We start from the raw sequence: 14,361 nt of genomic DNA, 5'->3' as shown, positions 1-14,361 counted from the left end.
ACGAAATGCCCGTTGCGTCAAGCAGCGGCTTTGTTCATCGCGTATCGACCTTGAAATGACCAGATTGCGGTTCCATAACCGCATTGACGAAAATGAGGCCGACAGCACATATGCCGACACTATTCCGGTTCCTGACGACACTCGCCATTCTGGCAGGGCTCGCCTATGGCGCCATGTTCGCACTTGTGTCCTATGTCGAGCCCACCAAGGGCGAAATGACGATCCGCATTCCGGCAGAAAAGATCAACAAACAGCAATGAGCAGCGGCGGCCGGATCGAGGCATTTCTGGAAATGTTGAGCGCCGAGCGGGGAGCCGCGCAAAACACGCTGGATTCCTACCGCCGCGACCTTGAAGATGCTTCGTCGTTTTTGAGCGGAAAACTGGCGACTGCGGGTTCCGAAGATATACGCTCCTACCTCGAGGACATTGCCGCGCGCGGCTTTGCGGCCACTTCGCAGGCGCGCAAGCTCTCTGCCATGCGTCAGTTCTACAAATTCCTCTACGCCGAGGGTTTGCGCGGCGACGACCCGACCGGCACACTCGACAGCCCCAAGAAACAGCGCCCCTTGCCCAAGATCATGAGCGAGACGGATGCGGGCAAGCTTCTCGACCGTGCCGCCGCCGAGGCCGCCGATGCTTCCCTGTCGGATACGGCGAAACAGGCGGCCATACGTCTCCATGCTCTTGTCGAAGTGCTTTATGCGACCGGCCTGCGCGTTTCCGAACTGGTCGGCCTGCCGGTCGGCGTTGCCTTGCGCGACGACCGCTTTTTCATCGTTCGCGGCAAAGGCAACAAGGACCGCATGGTCCCGCTCTCGGAAAAAGCCCGGCGTGCGATGAAGACCTGGCTTGGCGAACGCAACATGCATCCCGCCCTCGCAGAAAGCCCTTATCTTTTCCCATCGAGTTCGGAGAGCGGCCATTTGCCTCGGCAGGTGCTTGCCAGAGAACTTAAAGGACTGGCGGCGCGGGCCGGCATTCCATCGGCCAAAATATCGCCGCATATATTGCGTCATGCCTTTGCCAGTCATCTTCTGCAGAACGGAGCGGATTTGCGGGTGGTGCAGCAATTGCTCGGCCACTCCGACATTTCCACCACCCAAATCTACACTCACGTATTGGAGGAACGCCTTGTTCGGTTGGTGAATGACCATCATCCGCTTGCCGATTAAGCCTCGTGCCGTTATGTGAGTGCCACGTGCCGTAGCCCTTGACCTTCCGTTTCGGGTTTGCGGCTACTTCTTTAGTTCCGACGTATTGGTTCGATTGCGAATGTATAATTATCTCGATTTCGAAAAACCCGTCGCAGACCTTGAGGGCAAGATCCTCGAGCTCAAGAAGCTTTCGGAAAGCGGCGGCGAGGCGGTCGATGTCGCCGATGAAATAGCTCGGCTGGAAAAGCGCTCCAAGGACGCTTTACGCGACGCCTACAAGGCGCTGACGCCCTGGCAGAAGGTTCAGGTCGCGCGTCATCCCGACCGGCCGCATTGCCTCGACTATATCGATGGTCTCTTCACCGACTTCACGCCGCTGGCCGGCGACCGCAATTTTGGCGAAGACAATGCAATCGTTGGCGGCTTCGCGCGGTTTCGCGGCGAGCCGGTTGCGATCCTTGGTCAGGAAAAAGGCTCCGACACCAAGAGCCGCCTGAAACACAATTTCGGTTCGGTTCGCCCCGAAGGCTACCGCAAGGCCGTCCGCATCATGGAACTGGCCGATCGTTTCAACGTGCCGATGGTCACGCTGGTCGATACCGCTGGCGCATATCCGGGTGTTGGCGCGGAAGAGCGCGGTCAGGCAGAGGCAATCGCCCGCTCGACCTCCAAGTGCCTTTCGCTGAAAGTACCGTCCATCTCCATCGTCATCGGCGAAGGCGGTTCGGGCGGCGCAATCGCGATTGCGACGGCAAATCGCGTCTACATGCTCGAACACGCGATCTATTCGGTGATTTCGCCGGAAGGTGCGGCCTCCATCCTCTGGCGCGACACGACGCGCTCGAAAGATGCAGCGACCAACATGAAGATCACCGCGCAGGATCTTTTCGAACTTCACATCATCGACAAGATCATTCCCGAGCCGCTGGGCGGAGCGCATCGCGCGCCGGAAACTGTGATCAAGGCGACCGGCGATCTTATCGAGAAGACCATGCGCGAATTCGCCGGTTCCAATAAGGATTTCCGCGAAGAACGCCGCGAAAAATACCTTACACTCGGTCGAAATCTCTGATTTTCCGGTTTTCGGAACAGTAAACACAGCCCGTCGAAATTTTGACGGGCTGCCGCTTTTGTTCGTCTGTTAACTCTTGCAGTAATGAATTTTCAAGGTTAACTGGCATAAGTTCCGCGAAGCGAAACAGGTGAGCCGGAAGCTCTGCTTCACGCATTGCCGACCAGACCAAGACAGAACAGATGATGAAATCCAACGTATTACGCGCAGGATTGCTGATCGCCACGCTGGCAATAGCCGGTTGTAACAACAGCGAAACCGTATTTCAGGATCTGTCTCCGAAAGCTGAAAAGCAGCTTCCCGAAAAGATCGTTACCCAGATGAAGGCGAAGGGCATGACCCGCACCTCGCCGATCATGGCGCGCATCTTCAAGGAAGAGGGCAAGCTTGAAATCTGGAAGCAGAAGAACAACGGCCGCTACGATCTGATCGCCGAATACGACATCTGCAAATGGTCGGGCAAGCTTGGCCCGAAATTCACCGAAGGCGACCGGCAGGCCCCGGAGGGTTTCTATACTGTGCGCCCGGCCCAGATGAAGCCGAATTCGAGCTATCATCTGGCATTCAACATCGGCTATCCGAACGCCTATGACCGCTCCCATGGCCGCACCGGCTCGAACCTCATGGTTCACGGTGCCTGCTCGTCGTCAGGCTGCTATTCGATGACCGACGAACAGGTCGAGCAGATTTATGCGTTCGGTCGCGATGCCTTCATGGGCGGCCAGACCGAGTTCCAGATTCAGGCATTCCCCTTCCGCATGACGGCTGCCAACATGGCGCGCTATCGCAGTGATGCGAATTACGCTTTCTGGAAAATGCTGAAGGAAGGCTACGACCACTTCGAAATTACGAAAGTGCCGCCGAAAGTCGATGTCTGCGAAAAGCGTTATGTCTTCAACGGCATACCGGAAGGCGGCGCGAAATTCTCGGCCTCGGATGCCTGCCCGGCCTTCGCCCAGCCGCAATCGCTGCAGACCGCGTATCAATCCTATCAATCGACATATGATGCCGCTTTCTCCAAGGCGGTCAACAAGGCAACTCCGCCGAAGCCAAGCATTGCCGGCATTCAGGAAGCCAATCTCGTTTCGGACTGGAGCCGCAAGCGGTCGCGCGGCGAGCGCGTTTCGCTCGAGCCGCCGTCTTTGGCGCAGGACGGATCAGTCGTCGTCGCAACCGAACGCATGGGCCGCGTCGATTCCGATGCTGGTCGCCGCATGGCAGCACTGGACGCTGCTGCTGAAGCGAAAAAGAAGGCAGAGGCAGAAAAAGCCGCTGCAATCGCTCTGGCCAAAGCCGAGCGCGGGAAGGCAGCAGCCGTCGCACAAATTCCCGCGCCTGCTCCCGCAAGTGCAGCACCTGAAACCAACACTGCCGCAATGGTTCCAAGCCCGGAACAGGCCGCGCCCGTACAGGAAAACACCGAAGTCGCATCGAAGCCCGGCATTCTGGGCGGCGTTCGCAAGCGTCTCGGCAGCATGCTGTTCGGTAGCTGACCGCGCTTGGAGCAAGTTATCGAAACCTACGACCTCAAGGGGCTGAACTGCCCCTTGCCGGTACTTAGAACCCGCAAGCGCCTGTCTTCGATGACGCCCGGCAGTCGCTTATGGGTCGAGACAACCGATCCGCTTGCGGCAATCGACATACCCGCCTTTTGCCAGGAAGACGGCCATTTGCTCGTCGAGAAGCACGCGCACGCAGGCGGGCATCGGTTTCTGATCGAGCGCGGGTCTTAGAGCGGTTCCTGTTTGACGGAATTGCGAGGCACCCCCCTCTGCCCTGCCGGGCATCTCCCCCTCAAGGGTGGAGATTGGCTGACACAGCTCTCCGCCTTCATTCTGCAACGTCGGTAATTGGTGCCGCGCGTTCATGACGGGGTAATCTCCCCCCTTGAGGGGGAGATGCCCGGCAGGGCAGAGGGGGTGTTGTCCCGACAGCGTTTCTATTTAAAAATGAAGGCCTTAAAGCCGCGCCCCGGCAATCGCCAAAGGATTGCTCTCAACCGCAGCGCGGTCGGGCGTATCGATGGATGGCTGGTTGGTGAAGGCTGAAAAAAGCCCGCGCACATAATCTTCCGGCATATCAAGCGTGATCAGCACAAGACGCGTGCCGCGCATTGCATCGGGCCAGAACGGCAAACGTGCCGGCGGATGCAGAATTTTCTGAACGCCATGAATAACCAAAGGCCGCGATGGGTCTTCTGCAAGCTCGACTATGCCCTTGAGCCGCAAAAGCTTTTCGCCATGCGCCGAGCGGATCAAATCCAGAAACATCTCGATGGACGAATAGGGCACCGGGCCTTCATGGACCAGCGTGTAGGATTTTACGCGCTCGTCATGCCGATGTTCATGGTCATGATCGTGATGATCGCCATGGTGATGATGATGCCCGGCCTCGTCGCCCAGCCAGCGGCGCACATCGGCAGTCTTCGTTTCGGGATCGTAGAGGCCGCATTTGAGCAGCGCCGCAATGCCAGCCTGCCCGTCCGAACCTTCAAGCATAATGGCTGACGGGTTGATCTCGCGAATACGGTTTTTAAGTGCGGACAATGCTTCTGCATCGTCAACCATGTCAGCCTTGGACAGAATGATTTTGTCGGCCACGCCGACCTGCTTGACCGCCTCGACATGATGATCGAGCGTCGAAGCACCGTTCACCGCATCGACCAGCGTGATCACGCCATCGAGCCGCAGCGCCTGTACGAGCGCCGGATGCCCCATGATCGATTGCAGCACGGGTGCCGGATCGGCCAGACCCGTCGTTTCAATGACAATGCGGGAAAGCTTTGCAATCTTGCCGGTCTGGAGACGGTCGATCAGATCGGCAAGCGTATCGACCAGCTCACCGCGCACGGTGCAGCACAGACAACCGTCCGAAAGCTCGATAATGCCGTCCGACGCCTGTTCGACAAGCAGATGATCGATCGCGACATCGCCGAATTCATTGATGATGACAGCCGTATCCGAAAGCTGCGGGTCTTTCAGCAGCCGGTTCAAAAGCGTCGTCTTACCGGCACCGAGAAATCCGGTGATCACGGAAACGGGTATTGGATATGCCGGCATTGCCTAGTTGGCCCCGGCCGAAGAATCGCCCTGCGCTGCAATAACCGGCGGCGGCATGTCCGGCCGCCAGGTCGGCACCGGCACATCCGCCACTTCCTGTCCGTCGTGACCTCTGCGGGCCAGCGGCACCGGTCCTTCCGCACCGCCGAGACCGACTGTCACGAGTTTCGGATTTGCCAGCTTCATCATGTAAGGCGATTCGCTGCGTGCGCTTGCTTCAGCCGAAGGTCCTTCGGACTGCTCGGCAGCAGGCTTCTTGGTGCTGCAGACCTCCTCGCGCATGTCGGTCGCACCTGCAGCCGGTTCGCCATAGAAGGGCAGCGACGATACCGTTACCGGCTGCGCGGAAGACATCGCAAAACCTTCGGTCAAAAGACCGGCTGCAACTTCGGCGCGCGCCTGAACCGACTTTTCGCCAAGCACGATCGCAACGAGGGTGCGCCCCTCGCGAGTCGCCGTGCCGATCATATTGAAGCCGGAGGCGCAAACGAAGCCAGTCTTCATGCCGTCAGCGCCCGGATAGCGTCCGACGAGAAGATTGTAGTTCGGAATTGCCGTCTGGCCTGCCGCCAGCCCCTCGATGGAGAAATACGAGGCATATTGCGGGAAATCGGTGCGGATCGCCCGGACCAGAAGCGCCAGATCGCGCGCCGTCGTATATTGCTGGGGATTGTGCAGTCCGTTCGGGTTCACGAAATGCGAGCCCGTCATGCCAAGCCGCTGCGCTTCCTTGTTCATACGCGCGGCAAAGGCTTTTTCCGAGCCGCCGACATTTTCGCCGATGGCCATGGCGATGTCGTTCGCGGACTTGATGATGATCATCTTCAACGCATTGTCGAGCGTCATGACCGAGCCTTGCTTGTAGCCCATCTTGCTCGGCGGCTCACCGGCGGAATGCTTCGTCACCCGTATCGGCGAGTTCATCTGCAATTCGCCGTCCTGCACCGCACGGAACGCGACATAGGCCGTCATCAGCTTGGTCAGCGAGGCCGGATACCAGCGCTTGAACGCATCCTCATGCTGCAGAACGCGCCCGGAATTCAGGTCAAAAATCATCGTTGGATTGGCGAAAGCGCCGGTCGCGCCAATGCCAAGCATTGCCAAAGAGAGCGCCGAGCGCTTCAGAAAAATCTTCATCCGTGTCATCAAGCCGAAAATCGCCTCTTGCCCAAGCTGCTGCGGTCCGTAAGATTTCGCCAATTGGACCGATTGGCCGACAGTCATGGGACTGCCGTCCGAAGTCTTGAAGGTGCTATTTACCCTATGTGACGCCATAATGGCAAAAATTGAAACAATCATGGTCAAAACGCACCGGACCTCACACTCGAATACCGAAAGTTCTCCAAATGCCGATTCTTAACCGTGCCGCAGAGATGCAAGACGAGATAACAGCTTGGCGCAGGCATCTTCACCAGCACCCGGAACTGAATTTCGATGTGTTCGAAACGGCAGCCTTTGTCACGGAGAAGCTGCGCGAGTTCGGCTGCGACGAAATCGTAACCGGCATCGCCAAGACAGGTGTGGTCGCTATCATCCGCGGACGCCATGGCGACGGACCGACGATCGGCCTGCGCGCCGACATGGATGCACTGCCGATGACCGAGATCACCGGAAAGCCCTACGCATCGAAAACATCAGGTACGATGCATGCCTGCGGCCATGATGGCCACATCTCGATGCTGCTGGGCGCGGCCAAATATCTGGCGGAAACCCGCAATTTTCGCGGTTCCGTGGCGATGATTTTCCAGCCCGCTGAAGAAGGCGGCGGCGGCGGTAACGAAATGGTCAAGGAAGGCTTGATGGAGCGCTTCGGCATCCAGCGGGTCTATGGCATGCACAACATGCCGGGCCTGCCGCTCGGACAATTCGCGATCAAGCCCGGCCCGATCATGGCAGCGACGGCGGAATTCACGATCACGATCAAAGGCCGTGGCGGCCATGCGGCGATGCCGCATCAGTCAATCGACCCGATTATGATCGGCAGCCAATTGGTGACGGCGTTTCAGACCATCGTTTCCCGCAACACCGATCCGATCGATTCGCTGGTCGTCACCGTCACGAAATTCCATGGCGGCGACGCCTATAACGTCATTCCCGAGGAAGTGGAGATTGCCGGAACGGTAAGGACGCTGCGCAAGGAAATCGCCGCGAACGCCGAAAAGCGCATGAAGGAAATCTGTGCTGGTATTGCTGCCGCAAATGGCGCGAAGATCGATGTCGACTACGACGCGAATTATCCCGTCACCTTCAATCATGCCGACGAGGCCGAAATAGCCGGGAACGCAGCCGCGGACGTCGCTGGCGAGCAGAACATCAATCGTGCCACGCCTCCGATCATGGGCGGCGAGGATTTCTCCTATATGCTCGAAGCGCGTCCCGGAGCACTCATCTTCGTCGGAAACGGAGACAGTGCGGGCCTTCACCATCCGGCCTACGACTTCAATGACGACGTCATTCCGCACGGCGTTAGCTATTGGGTCCGGCTCACGGAAACCGAACTCGCGGCCTGATTTCAGTTGAAGAAAGCAGCCTTTCCAGCACCGCAAAGAGGTTGGCGAAACGCCGCGAAGCGGTTATGTGTCTTTTTGGCCGGTCCCGTAGCTCAGTAGGATAGAGCGGCAGATTCCTAATCTGTAGGCCACTGGTTCGAATCCAGTCGGGATCACCATTTAAATCAACGACTTAATCTCTAATTCGAGCAGGACTTCTGCTGATCGACTACCGCGCTATTAGGTGGCGGCTGTGTCGCTGGCTTCAGAACCATGGGTGACAGTGCAACCTATGATGGTCTAAGTTCCATCCGGGCAGGGCCAAACTGGATTGTCAGATCATGACGAAGAAGTTGAAAGCTGGCCTTGTTGCCGCCGCCATCGCCGCAATCATTGGCATTGCCGTGTCTTACGGGCTGATCAGTCGGGAAACCGGCGATGAAATCAGAACGCAGACGGATCAGATCCTGAACGAGGATGACGCGCCCAATCGGCCTCCGGCCACAGAAAATACCAATGCTCCGCCGCCAACGTCGGGAAATACGCCCCCTCAACCGCCTGCGACAACAGCTCCGGAAGCTAACGAGCCGACCGGCCAGCCATCAGAGTAGAGCCTGCCCTTCCGCATCATAAAGTGTGACGGCCTCATCTGCCTTTCAGTCCCACTTTTGCTGCTTTTTTAGGAGGCGTGCACGCTATGCAACCTATTGCCGTCTTCTGCGTTATTTCGATGCCTATTAGAGTGGAGGGACTTCTGGAATGGGTATAATCTGGACAATTATCATTGGCTTTGTCGCCGGAGTCGTGGCGAAATTCATCATGCCGGGCAACAACGAGCCGCAAGGCTTCATCCTGACAACAATCTTGGGCATCGTGGGAGCGTTCGTCGCCTCCTACCTTGGGCAGGCTTTGGGTTGGTACAGCGCCAATCAGGGTGCTGGCTTTATCGGCGCTATTGTCGGTGCCGTGATCGTTTTGTTCGTTTGGGGCGCAGTCTCCCGACGCGCCTAACTCACCAAACAGAAAGGAACCAACAAAATGGCTTCTCGTAACACCATGCCGTCGCTCGCAGCACTTCTGGGGCTGCTCGCGGTCGCGGGTTACCAGAACCGCGATAAGCTGGGACAACTCCTTCAAGGAGCGAAGACTGACGCACAGGGCGGCGGCGAAAACCAAGGCGGCGGAGGTATTCTCGGCGGATTGGGTGGTTTGTTTGGCGGTGCTGAAGGAGGCTCGCTCAGTAAAGGCCTGGGAGAACTTGTCGACACATTCAAGACTGGCGGACATACAGAGGCTGCGGACTCCTGGGTAAGCCCCGATGCGCCCTCCAAAGAAATTTCGCCAGACCAGGTCGAATCCGCAATAGGCAGGGATACGCTTCAGGAATTAGCGGCAAAGACCGGCCTGGACTACGATGATCTGCTGAAGCGTCTGTCCTCATCGATTCCCGAAACGGTGAATAAGATGACGCCGAATGGTCAGTTGCCGCAGGACGACGACCAAGCCCATCAATGGCTAGGCGGAACCAAGGGTTCTGCCCCCGCCTAATCGGGATAAATCTATCGGGAGGCTTTCGCGCCTCCCGATAGAAAATCACGAAAGCTTTTCATTATCTGAGCGGGAACGCAGGCGCTTTTGCGAGAAAGACGACTTGCTCGCATCTTGTAAAAACCGGCCAGTCCACTGGTCCGAACTCGGCCACGTTCACACCATTTCTCAATAAAAAATCAGCCAAAACTGCCTGGGGAAACCCTGTGCGTGAGCGCAATCGTTAAACTCTGCCTTAAACTTTCGTAAAGGTGTTTGAATGCTTGTTGAACGCGGGGATCAGCGCGCATTCAGCGTCGCGGGCTAATAGTGGGGCCGAGTTCAAGCAGAGTAGACGCCATGCCCTTTATCCGCCTTAGTTTCGTAGCCGCCATAGCCGTTGGTTTCGGTGCAGCATTTTCAAGTCTGGTGCAGTTGAATGCTGATACCAGCGTGCGTTCGCAGACCGCTCGTTCGGTGTGCTGGAGCGCTGACAATCCCGAATGTTCAGGCCCGGTCCTGCGGTGATTATCTGAATGCCCAGACAAGCGGACCGGAGATCATCGCCAATATGGCGTCCGGCAGCCCGCGTTTCCAAAGCACGATCATCGCATGTGTAACCCACACCAGCCCGAACAGGCTGACGAACGGATTGACGGGTAACCGCTGCAGTAATACCTGCGGCCCTTCCGGAACGCTTCCGGGAAATTCCTGCGCGCAGTGCGGACAATAACTCGAAAAACGCGGAATCTTTCTGGAACAACCCGGACAGTAAATCATACCGGCCTCCCCAATCGCCGCCGGCATATTACACTGAATCGTGGTTAACCGCCAGAATCCTAATATTCTGGCGGTTGTATTTTACTTTCCGTCCAGCACATCGGCCCATTCGGGATGGCGTTTGAACTGCGCTGCGGCGAAAGGGCAAAGCGGAATGATCTTTTTACCGGCAGCGCGTGCATCCTGAACGCCTCGCGAAACGAGCTTCAGGCCAACGCCCTGGCCGCGATAGACATCCGGCACTTCGGTATGGTCGATGATGATGCGGTGTTCGCCGACCTTGGTGAAGGTCATTTCAGCATCCGGCCCACCGTCGGAGGAAACGAAATAGCGTCCCTTCGAGCCGTTATCTTCCAGTTGAATGTTGGTTTCGACATCATTCGTCATAAGTTTGCCCTCAGAAATTTTGCTGCGGTTTCGATTTCGTTCGGTCGTATCTCATGGCCGCCCTCGTGCCATTCAAGTGTTACGTCAGCAGACTTGGTGCGCAGATAGCCGTCAAGCCGCATCGTCAGGTTCGGCGGGCAGATCGGATCGCGCCGGCCTGCGGTTATCAGCACTTTCAGGCCCTCCAGATCACCTTCGATATTGGGTTCGAACGGTATCAGCGGGTGCATGAGCACTGCTGCATCGAACAGGCCAGGATGTGCGAAGAGCACCGACGCCAGAATATTCGCGCCATTCGAATAGCCGAGCCCATAGACCGGCGTGTGGCTGAATTTCGCGCGCTGTGCTCCGATGAAGGCGGACATGCTCTGCGTCGCGCGGGCAAGATCGTCTAGGTCGTACACGCCCTCTCCCGTTCTGCGAAAGAACCGGGCAGAGCCTTGTTCGGAAACATCGCCGCGCGGCGAAACGATTGTCGCTTGCGGCAGAAGTTCCCGGCCGAGCGCGACGAGCTGATGCTCGTCACCGCCGGTGCCATGGAATACGAACAGAAGCGGACCCTCGTCAGCACCCTTATGGACGGTGTGGATGTAGCGATCGGCGTCCATCTTCATCCCCTCAATTCTCGAGCGGCTGGAGGTGCCGCTCGAGATATGGGCGCAGATGAGCATGCTGCTCCGGAAGTTTCAGATTCTCGCCAAGATGCGAAAGCTCTTCATCTCGCTCGAAACCCGGCTCATTGGTCGAGACTTCGAACAGGACGCCGCCCGGCGTGCGGAAGTAGATCGCCCAGAAATAATCGCGGTCGATCACCGGTGTCACCTGATAGCCCGTATCGGCAATCGCCTTGCGCACTTCGAGCTGCCTTGCGCGATCTTCGACAGAAAAGGCAACGTGATGCACCGAGCCCGCACCAAGATTGGCGAAGGGAGCGCCCGGAAGCACTTCGATATCGACGATGTCGGCACCATTGCCGTTTTTGACACCAAGCCGCTTCACAGAGCCGGACCGGTCGAGCTCTTCATAGCCCATGAACTTCAGGAGCTCCTCGGTCGCACCGCCATCCTTCAGACGCAGCGAAACGGAATGAAACCCGCGAATGGCTTCATCTGCCGAAACACCGCCGCCGATCCATGGCGCACGATTGTCATCGGCTTCGACGAGCGCAAAACCATCCCCATCCGGGCCTTTGAAATTCAGGCGGTTTTCACCGAACAGCGTCTCGGTTTTCAGCCCCTGAACGCCCTGATCTTCAAAGCGCTTCTGCCAGTAGCCGATCGTATCCTTAGGCACCGAATAGACCGTCGTTCCGACTTCGCCGACGCCACCACGTCCCTTGCCAATATTTGGAAACGGGAAATAGGTCATCACCGAACCAGGCGTGCCTTTTTCGTCTGCGTAATAGAGGTGATAGACATCCGGCGCGTCGAAATTGACAGTTTTCTTGACGCGGCGAAGGCCGAGCGTTTCTGTGAAGAAGTGATTGTTGTTGCGCGCATCGCTCGCCATCGAAGTGACGTGATGCAATCCTTTGATCTGGTTGAGCATAGCGGGTTCCTTTCGCCTCAACGGCCGTGCCGTCATTTGCCCTACTATGTCGTAGTCGGATCCCATTCCGGAAGACCACCAAACCTGCAAGGACCGTTCACTATTGGTGAACAATCAAATGTGATTTGTTCATAAAAAAGAGGCCGCGCTCCTTTCGGAACGCGGCCCTTTTCAGAAGCTTCGAAACTTTTAGTCGGCAAGCAGACGCTGCTGCTCGCGCTGTTCCGCATAGCTGCCTTCATCATAGGCTGGCTGTGCCTCAAGCTGCTCCTTGGTGAACTGCGTGTAGAGGTACTTGTTGCCATCGGTATCCTGCATGAATGCAAGATTATCCATTCCGACAGCCACTTCCTTGGCACCTATGCCGAGGAAACCGCCGACATCCATGATGATGGAATCGACCTGACCGTCCGAGCTCAGAACGACATCGCCGATCTTGCCGACATTGGCATCGTCAGCACCGTAGACCGTGGTGCCCACCAGATCGTCCGAACGAACTTCGCCGCTCGGAATTTCGGTCAGCGTCGAACGATCGATCGCGGCCGTCTGCGTATCGTCAGCACCCTGCGTTGCAGGTGCCTCAGTCGCCGCACTATCCTCAGCCGGTGCCACCGGAGCAGCCGGGGTTGCTGCGGGTGCATCAGCTATAGTGTCGTCAGCCGGGGCTGCCGGATCACCTGCTGCGGCTGCCGGTGCCGGATCATAGGCACGGCGATCGAACTCAGGCTGTGCCTGCAGCGCGTCCTTGGTCGTCGGGATCACGATCCAGCGGTCGCCGTCACGTTCTGCCCAATCGACATCCGAATAGTCGAGCGCGACATTCTTCTGTCCAATGCCCAGGAAGCCACCCACACCGATAACGACGGATTCGATGTTGCCTTCAGGGCCGATGATGATGTCGTTGACGTTACCGATATTCTCGGCGTCATCGCCCGTACCGTTGTAAACGGTCTCGCCGATGATGTTGGTGGCCAGATTGCCGTCCGCCTTGATCACATCGGGCGCAGCGCTTTCAGCAGCGGGTGCTTCTGGAGCAGCCGGCGCCGGTGTGGTCGCTTCCTGCGCATATGCGCCGGTCGTCAAAAGGGCTGCTATCGCGGTCGTAGCCAAAAGATTGCGGATCATGTTACCTTCTCCTTGTGCGTAAACTTTTATGCATGGCCGCGTTCCTGTGAACTGTTGCAAGGAAACGGGGACGCGGCTCTCACAAGTGGTCAACGTAACCATTTGAATGTAGTTCCGAATTTTTCCGTTAGTAACGCCTTACTAAACGGCACCTCTTTGAGTGGAACCTTCCGCTACTATTCCCGTTACGTGCCACGCACCTGACATCTCCCCCGAAAACTCCATCGAGACCTTCGGCCGAAAATCGCACCCGGTCTGGAACAACTCGGCAGAAATAATATTTAAGGGCTTGGCGGCCTACCGACTGGAGCACGGAATGCATTTTTCTGCGGTACTCAACCGGGACGGCGGCACTTTGCGCACGACCGATATAGAAAACTTTTCGGATTTCATGCGCCACACGCTTGAGGAAGCCGGGCACAAGATCGACATTGAGGCAGTGTCGGGAGACGAGATCGCCGATGCGCTCGACAGCGCGCTTGCAAGCGAATCCGATGTCGTTTTGGCAGGCGGCGGCGACGGGACGATTTCCGCGGCTGCCGCACGCCTGATGGGAACGGACAAGGCGCTGGCGATTCTACCCGCAGGCACGATGAACCTCTTCGCGCGCAGTCTTAAAATTCCTCAGACGCTGGAAGCCGCCGTCGCCGCATTCGCAGACGGCCGCATCATGCCCGTCGATATGGCGACCGCAAATGACGAAGCTTTCATCCACCAATTTTCCTTCGGCATGCACGCCAAGATGGTTCAGCTTCGCTCCAGAATGGAATTCGGCTCACGGTTCGGAAAAATACACGCCTCGGCGAAGGCTGCATGGTCGACGATTATGAATCCGCCTTCGATGAAAGTAGCGCTGACCATCAATGGCAAAGAACAATTGGTACGCACGACCGGCATCGGTATTTCCAACAATGTCTTCGGCGAAGGCCATCTTCCCTACGCGGACGTGCCTGATGGCGGGGTGCTTGGCATCTACCTGATGGTGGCGAGGGAGCGTGGCGAGATGATCCGTCTGGCTTTCAATCTGGCGCGCGGCAAATGGCGCGACAATGAGCATGTCGAAGTCTTGGAAGCCGAAGAAGTGACCGTAAGAATAGTTTCTTTTCGCGGCAAGCGAGCTGCCGTCATGGACGGCGAACTCGTAAAGCTGGCTGAAGAGACGACGCTGAAAATCCACCCACGCGCGCTGAAGGCGCTGGTACCCAAGCAAGCATGATT

At 57.4% G+C, this 14,361-nt stretch carries 17 protein-coding genes and 1 tRNA gene; 11 read left to right on the top strand and 7 right to left on the bottom strand.

Going from position 1 to position 14,361, the window contains the following annotated elements; genetic code table 11:
• Positions 1–110 precede the first annotated feature (110 nt).
• From ABFT80_RS03930 to ABFT80_RS03910, 5 genes are all read left to right on the top strand, one after another.
• Positions 111–260 carry a histidine kinase gene (locus ABFT80_RS03930; protein WP_347970531.1) on the top strand — a complete coding sequence of 50 codons (150 nt, stop codon included), beginning with the start codon at positions 111–113 and terminating at the stop codon, positions 258–260.
• Complete coding sequence (locus ABFT80_RS03925) at positions 257–1,174, top strand: site-specific tyrosine recombinase XerD (protein WP_347970530.1); 918 nt, start codon at positions 257–259, stop codon at positions 1,172–1,174. The genes ABFT80_RS03930 and ABFT80_RS03925 overlap by 4 nt, the downstream gene beginning before the upstream one ends.
• 100 nt (positions 1,175–1,274) lie before the next feature.
• Positions 1,275–2,228, top strand: coding sequence for an acetyl-CoA carboxylase carboxyltransferase subunit alpha (locus ABFT80_RS03920; RefSeq protein ID WP_347970529.1), 954 nt, complete (start codon positions 1,275–1,277; stop codon positions 2,226–2,228).
• 185 nt (positions 2,229–2,413) lie between these two features.
• Entirely contained in the window at positions 2,414–3,721 is a 1,308-nt protein-coding gene (locus ABFT80_RS03915) for a murein L,D-transpeptidase family protein (RefSeq protein ID WP_347970836.1), read from the top strand.
• Between the two features lie 6 nt (positions 3,722–3,727).
• A complete protein-coding gene (locus ABFT80_RS03910) occupies positions 3,728–3,961 on the top strand; it encodes a sulfurtransferase TusA family protein (protein WP_347970528.1) in 234 nt (77 codons plus the stop codon).
• Positions 3,962–4,186: 225 nt separating this feature from the next.
• On the opposite strand, the gene ABFT80_RS03905 is transcribed toward ABFT80_RS03910, so the two are convergent.
• Together ABFT80_RS03905 and ABFT80_RS03900 are read right to left on the bottom strand one after the other, a co-directional pair.
• Entirely contained in the window at positions 4,187–5,287 is a 1,101-nt protein-coding gene (locus ABFT80_RS03905; RefSeq protein ID WP_347970527.1) for a CobW family GTP-binding protein, read from the bottom strand.
• Positions 5,288–5,290: 3 nt separating this feature from the next.
• Positions 5,291–6,385, bottom strand: coding sequence for a D-alanyl-D-alanine carboxypeptidase family protein (locus ABFT80_RS03900; RefSeq protein ID WP_347970835.1), 1,095 nt, complete (start codon positions 6,383–6,385; stop codon positions 5,291–5,293).
• Between the two features lie 248 nt (positions 6,386–6,633).
• Here ABFT80_RS03900 and ABFT80_RS03895 point away from each other — a divergent pair, with 248 nt between their 5' ends.
• The 5 genes from ABFT80_RS03895 (at position 6,634) to ABFT80_RS03875 (ending at position 9,324) form a co-directional block, all read left to right on the top strand.
• Positions 6,634–7,797, top strand: a complete 1,164-nt coding sequence (locus ABFT80_RS03895) for a M20 aminoacylase family protein (protein ID WP_347970526.1) — start codon at positions 6,634–6,636, stop codon at positions 7,795–7,797.
• 81 nt (positions 7,798–7,878) lie between these two features.
• Positions 7,879–7,955: transfer RNA gene (locus ABFT80_RS03890), tRNA-Arg, on the top strand.
• Between the two features lie 162 nt (positions 7,956–8,117).
• Positions 8,118–8,387: a hypothetical protein gene (locus ABFT80_RS03885; protein WP_347970525.1), complete on the top strand. Its 270-nt coding sequence runs from the start codon at positions 8,118–8,120 to the stop codon at positions 8,385–8,387.
• 148 nt (positions 8,388–8,535) lie between these two features.
• Entirely contained in the window at positions 8,536–8,787 is a 252-nt protein-coding gene (locus ABFT80_RS03880; RefSeq protein ID WP_347970524.1) for a GlsB/YeaQ/YmgE family stress response membrane protein, read from the top strand.
• A gap of 27 nt (positions 8,788–8,814) precedes the next feature.
• The gene (locus ABFT80_RS03875) at positions 8,815–9,324 is read left to right on the top strand and encodes a YidB family protein (RefSeq protein ID WP_347970523.1); all 510 of its coding nucleotides are present in this window, start codon (positions 8,815–8,817) and stop codon (positions 9,322–9,324) included.
• A gap of 507 nt (positions 9,325–9,831) precedes the next feature.
• Here ABFT80_RS03875 and ABFT80_RS03870 read toward each other — a convergent pair.
• From ABFT80_RS03870 to ABFT80_RS03850, 5 genes are all read right to left on the bottom strand, one after another.
• Positions 9,832–10,110 carry a hypothetical protein gene (locus ABFT80_RS03870; RefSeq protein WP_347970522.1) on the bottom strand — a complete coding sequence of 93 codons (279 nt, stop codon included), beginning with the start codon at positions 10,108–10,110 and terminating at the stop codon, positions 9,832–9,834.
• A 54-nt stretch (positions 10,111–10,164) separates the two neighbouring features.
• Positions 10,165–10,470 carry a GNAT family N-acetyltransferase gene (locus ABFT80_RS03865; RefSeq protein ID WP_347970521.1) on the bottom strand — a complete coding sequence of 102 codons (306 nt, stop codon included), beginning with the start codon at positions 10,468–10,470 and terminating at the stop codon, positions 10,165–10,167.
• Positions 10,467–11,078, bottom strand: coding sequence for an alpha/beta hydrolase (locus ABFT80_RS03860; protein WP_347970520.1), 612 nt, complete (start codon positions 11,076–11,078; stop codon positions 10,467–10,469). The genes ABFT80_RS03865 and ABFT80_RS03860 overlap by 4 nt, the downstream gene beginning before the upstream one ends.
• A 10-nt stretch (positions 11,079–11,088) precedes the next feature.
• Positions 11,089–12,018 carry a VOC family protein gene (locus tag ABFT80_RS03855; protein ID WP_347970519.1) on the bottom strand — a complete coding sequence of 310 codons (930 nt, stop codon included), beginning with the start codon at positions 12,016–12,018 and terminating at the stop codon, positions 11,089–11,091.
• A 189-nt stretch (positions 12,019–12,207) separates the two neighbouring features.
• Positions 12,208–13,143, bottom strand: a complete 936-nt coding sequence (locus tag ABFT80_RS03850) for a PRC-barrel domain-containing protein (RefSeq protein WP_347970518.1) — start codon at positions 13,141–13,143, stop codon at positions 12,208–12,210.
• Positions 13,144–13,459: 316 nt separating this feature from the next.
• On the opposite strand from ABFT80_RS03850, the gene ABFT80_RS03845 reads away from it, so the two are divergent.
• The gene (locus ABFT80_RS03845; protein ID WP_347970517.1) at positions 13,460–14,359 is read left to right on the top strand and encodes a diacylglycerol/lipid kinase family protein; all 900 of its coding nucleotides are present in this window, start codon (positions 13,460–13,462) and stop codon (positions 14,357–14,359) included.
• Positions 14,360–14,361: the final 2 nt, after the last annotated feature.

Origin of the sequence: Foliimonas ilicis (assembly GCF_039939195.1) — a bacterium.
GTDB classification, from domain to species: domain Bacteria; phylum Pseudomonadota; class Alphaproteobacteria; order Rhizobiales; family Rhizobiaceae; genus Foliimonas; species Foliimonas ilicis.
The sequence above is the reverse complement of the archived record's forward strand: the minus strand, read 5'-3'. Positions and strand labels throughout refer to the sequence as shown.

Bases quoted from the DNA above. Each gene is read 5' to 3' on its own strand.
- ABFT80_RS03915 (WP_347970836.1), top strand. From the start codon at position 2,414: ATGAAATCCAACGTATTACGCGCAGGATTGCTGATCGCCACGCTGGCA.
- ABFT80_RS03905 (WP_347970527.1), bottom strand. From the start codon at position 5,287: ATGCCGGCATATCCAATACCCGTTTCCGTGATCACCGGATTTCTCGGT.
- ABFT80_RS03895 (WP_347970526.1), top strand. From the start codon at position 6,634: ATGCCGATTCTTAACCGTGCCGCAGAGATGCAAGACGAGATAACAGCT.
- ABFT80_RS03855 (WP_347970519.1), bottom strand. From the start codon at position 12,018: ATGCTCAACCAGATCAAAGGATTGCATCACGTCACTTCGATGGCGAGC.
- ABFT80_RS03920 (WP_347970529.1), top strand. From the start codon at position 1,275: ATGTATAATTATCTCGATTTCGAAAAACCCGTCGCAGACCTTGAGGGC.
- ABFT80_RS03880 (WP_347970524.1), top strand. From the start codon at position 8,536: ATGGGTATAATCTGGACAATTATCATTGGCTTTGTCGCCGGAGTCGTG.
- ABFT80_RS03865 (WP_347970521.1), bottom strand. From the start codon at position 10,470: ATGACGAATGATGTCGAAACCAACATTCAACTGGAAGATAACGGCTCG.
- ABFT80_RS03845 (WP_347970517.1), top strand. From the start codon at position 13,460: ATGCATTTTTCTGCGGTACTCAACCGGGACGGCGGCACTTTGCGCACG.
- ABFT80_RS03930 (WP_347970531.1), top strand. From the start codon at position 111: ATGCCGACACTATTCCGGTTCCTGACGACACTCGCCATTCTGGCAGGG.
- ABFT80_RS03900 (WP_347970835.1), bottom strand. From the start codon at position 6,385: ATGCTTGGCATTGGCGCGACCGGCGCTTTCGCCAATCCAACGATGATT.
- ABFT80_RS03870 (WP_347970522.1), bottom strand. From the start codon at position 10,110: ATGCCGGCGGCGATTGGGGAGGCCGGTATGATTTACTGTCCGGGTTGT.
- ABFT80_RS03850 (WP_347970518.1), bottom strand. From the start codon at position 13,143: ATGATCCGCAATCTTTTGGCTACGACCGCGATAGCAGCCCTTTTGACG.
- ABFT80_RS03860 (WP_347970520.1), bottom strand. From the start codon at position 11,078: ATGGACGCCGATCGCTACATCCACACCGTCCATAAGGGTGCTGACGAG.
- ABFT80_RS03925 (WP_347970530.1), top strand. From the start codon at position 257: ATGAGCAGCGGCGGCCGGATCGAGGCATTTCTGGAAATGTTGAGCGCC.
- ABFT80_RS03885 (WP_347970525.1), top strand. From the start codon at position 8,118: ATGACGAAGAAGTTGAAAGCTGGCCTTGTTGCCGCCGCCATCGCCGCA.
- ABFT80_RS03875 (WP_347970523.1), top strand. From the start codon at position 8,815: ATGGCTTCTCGTAACACCATGCCGTCGCTCGCAGCACTTCTGGGGCTG.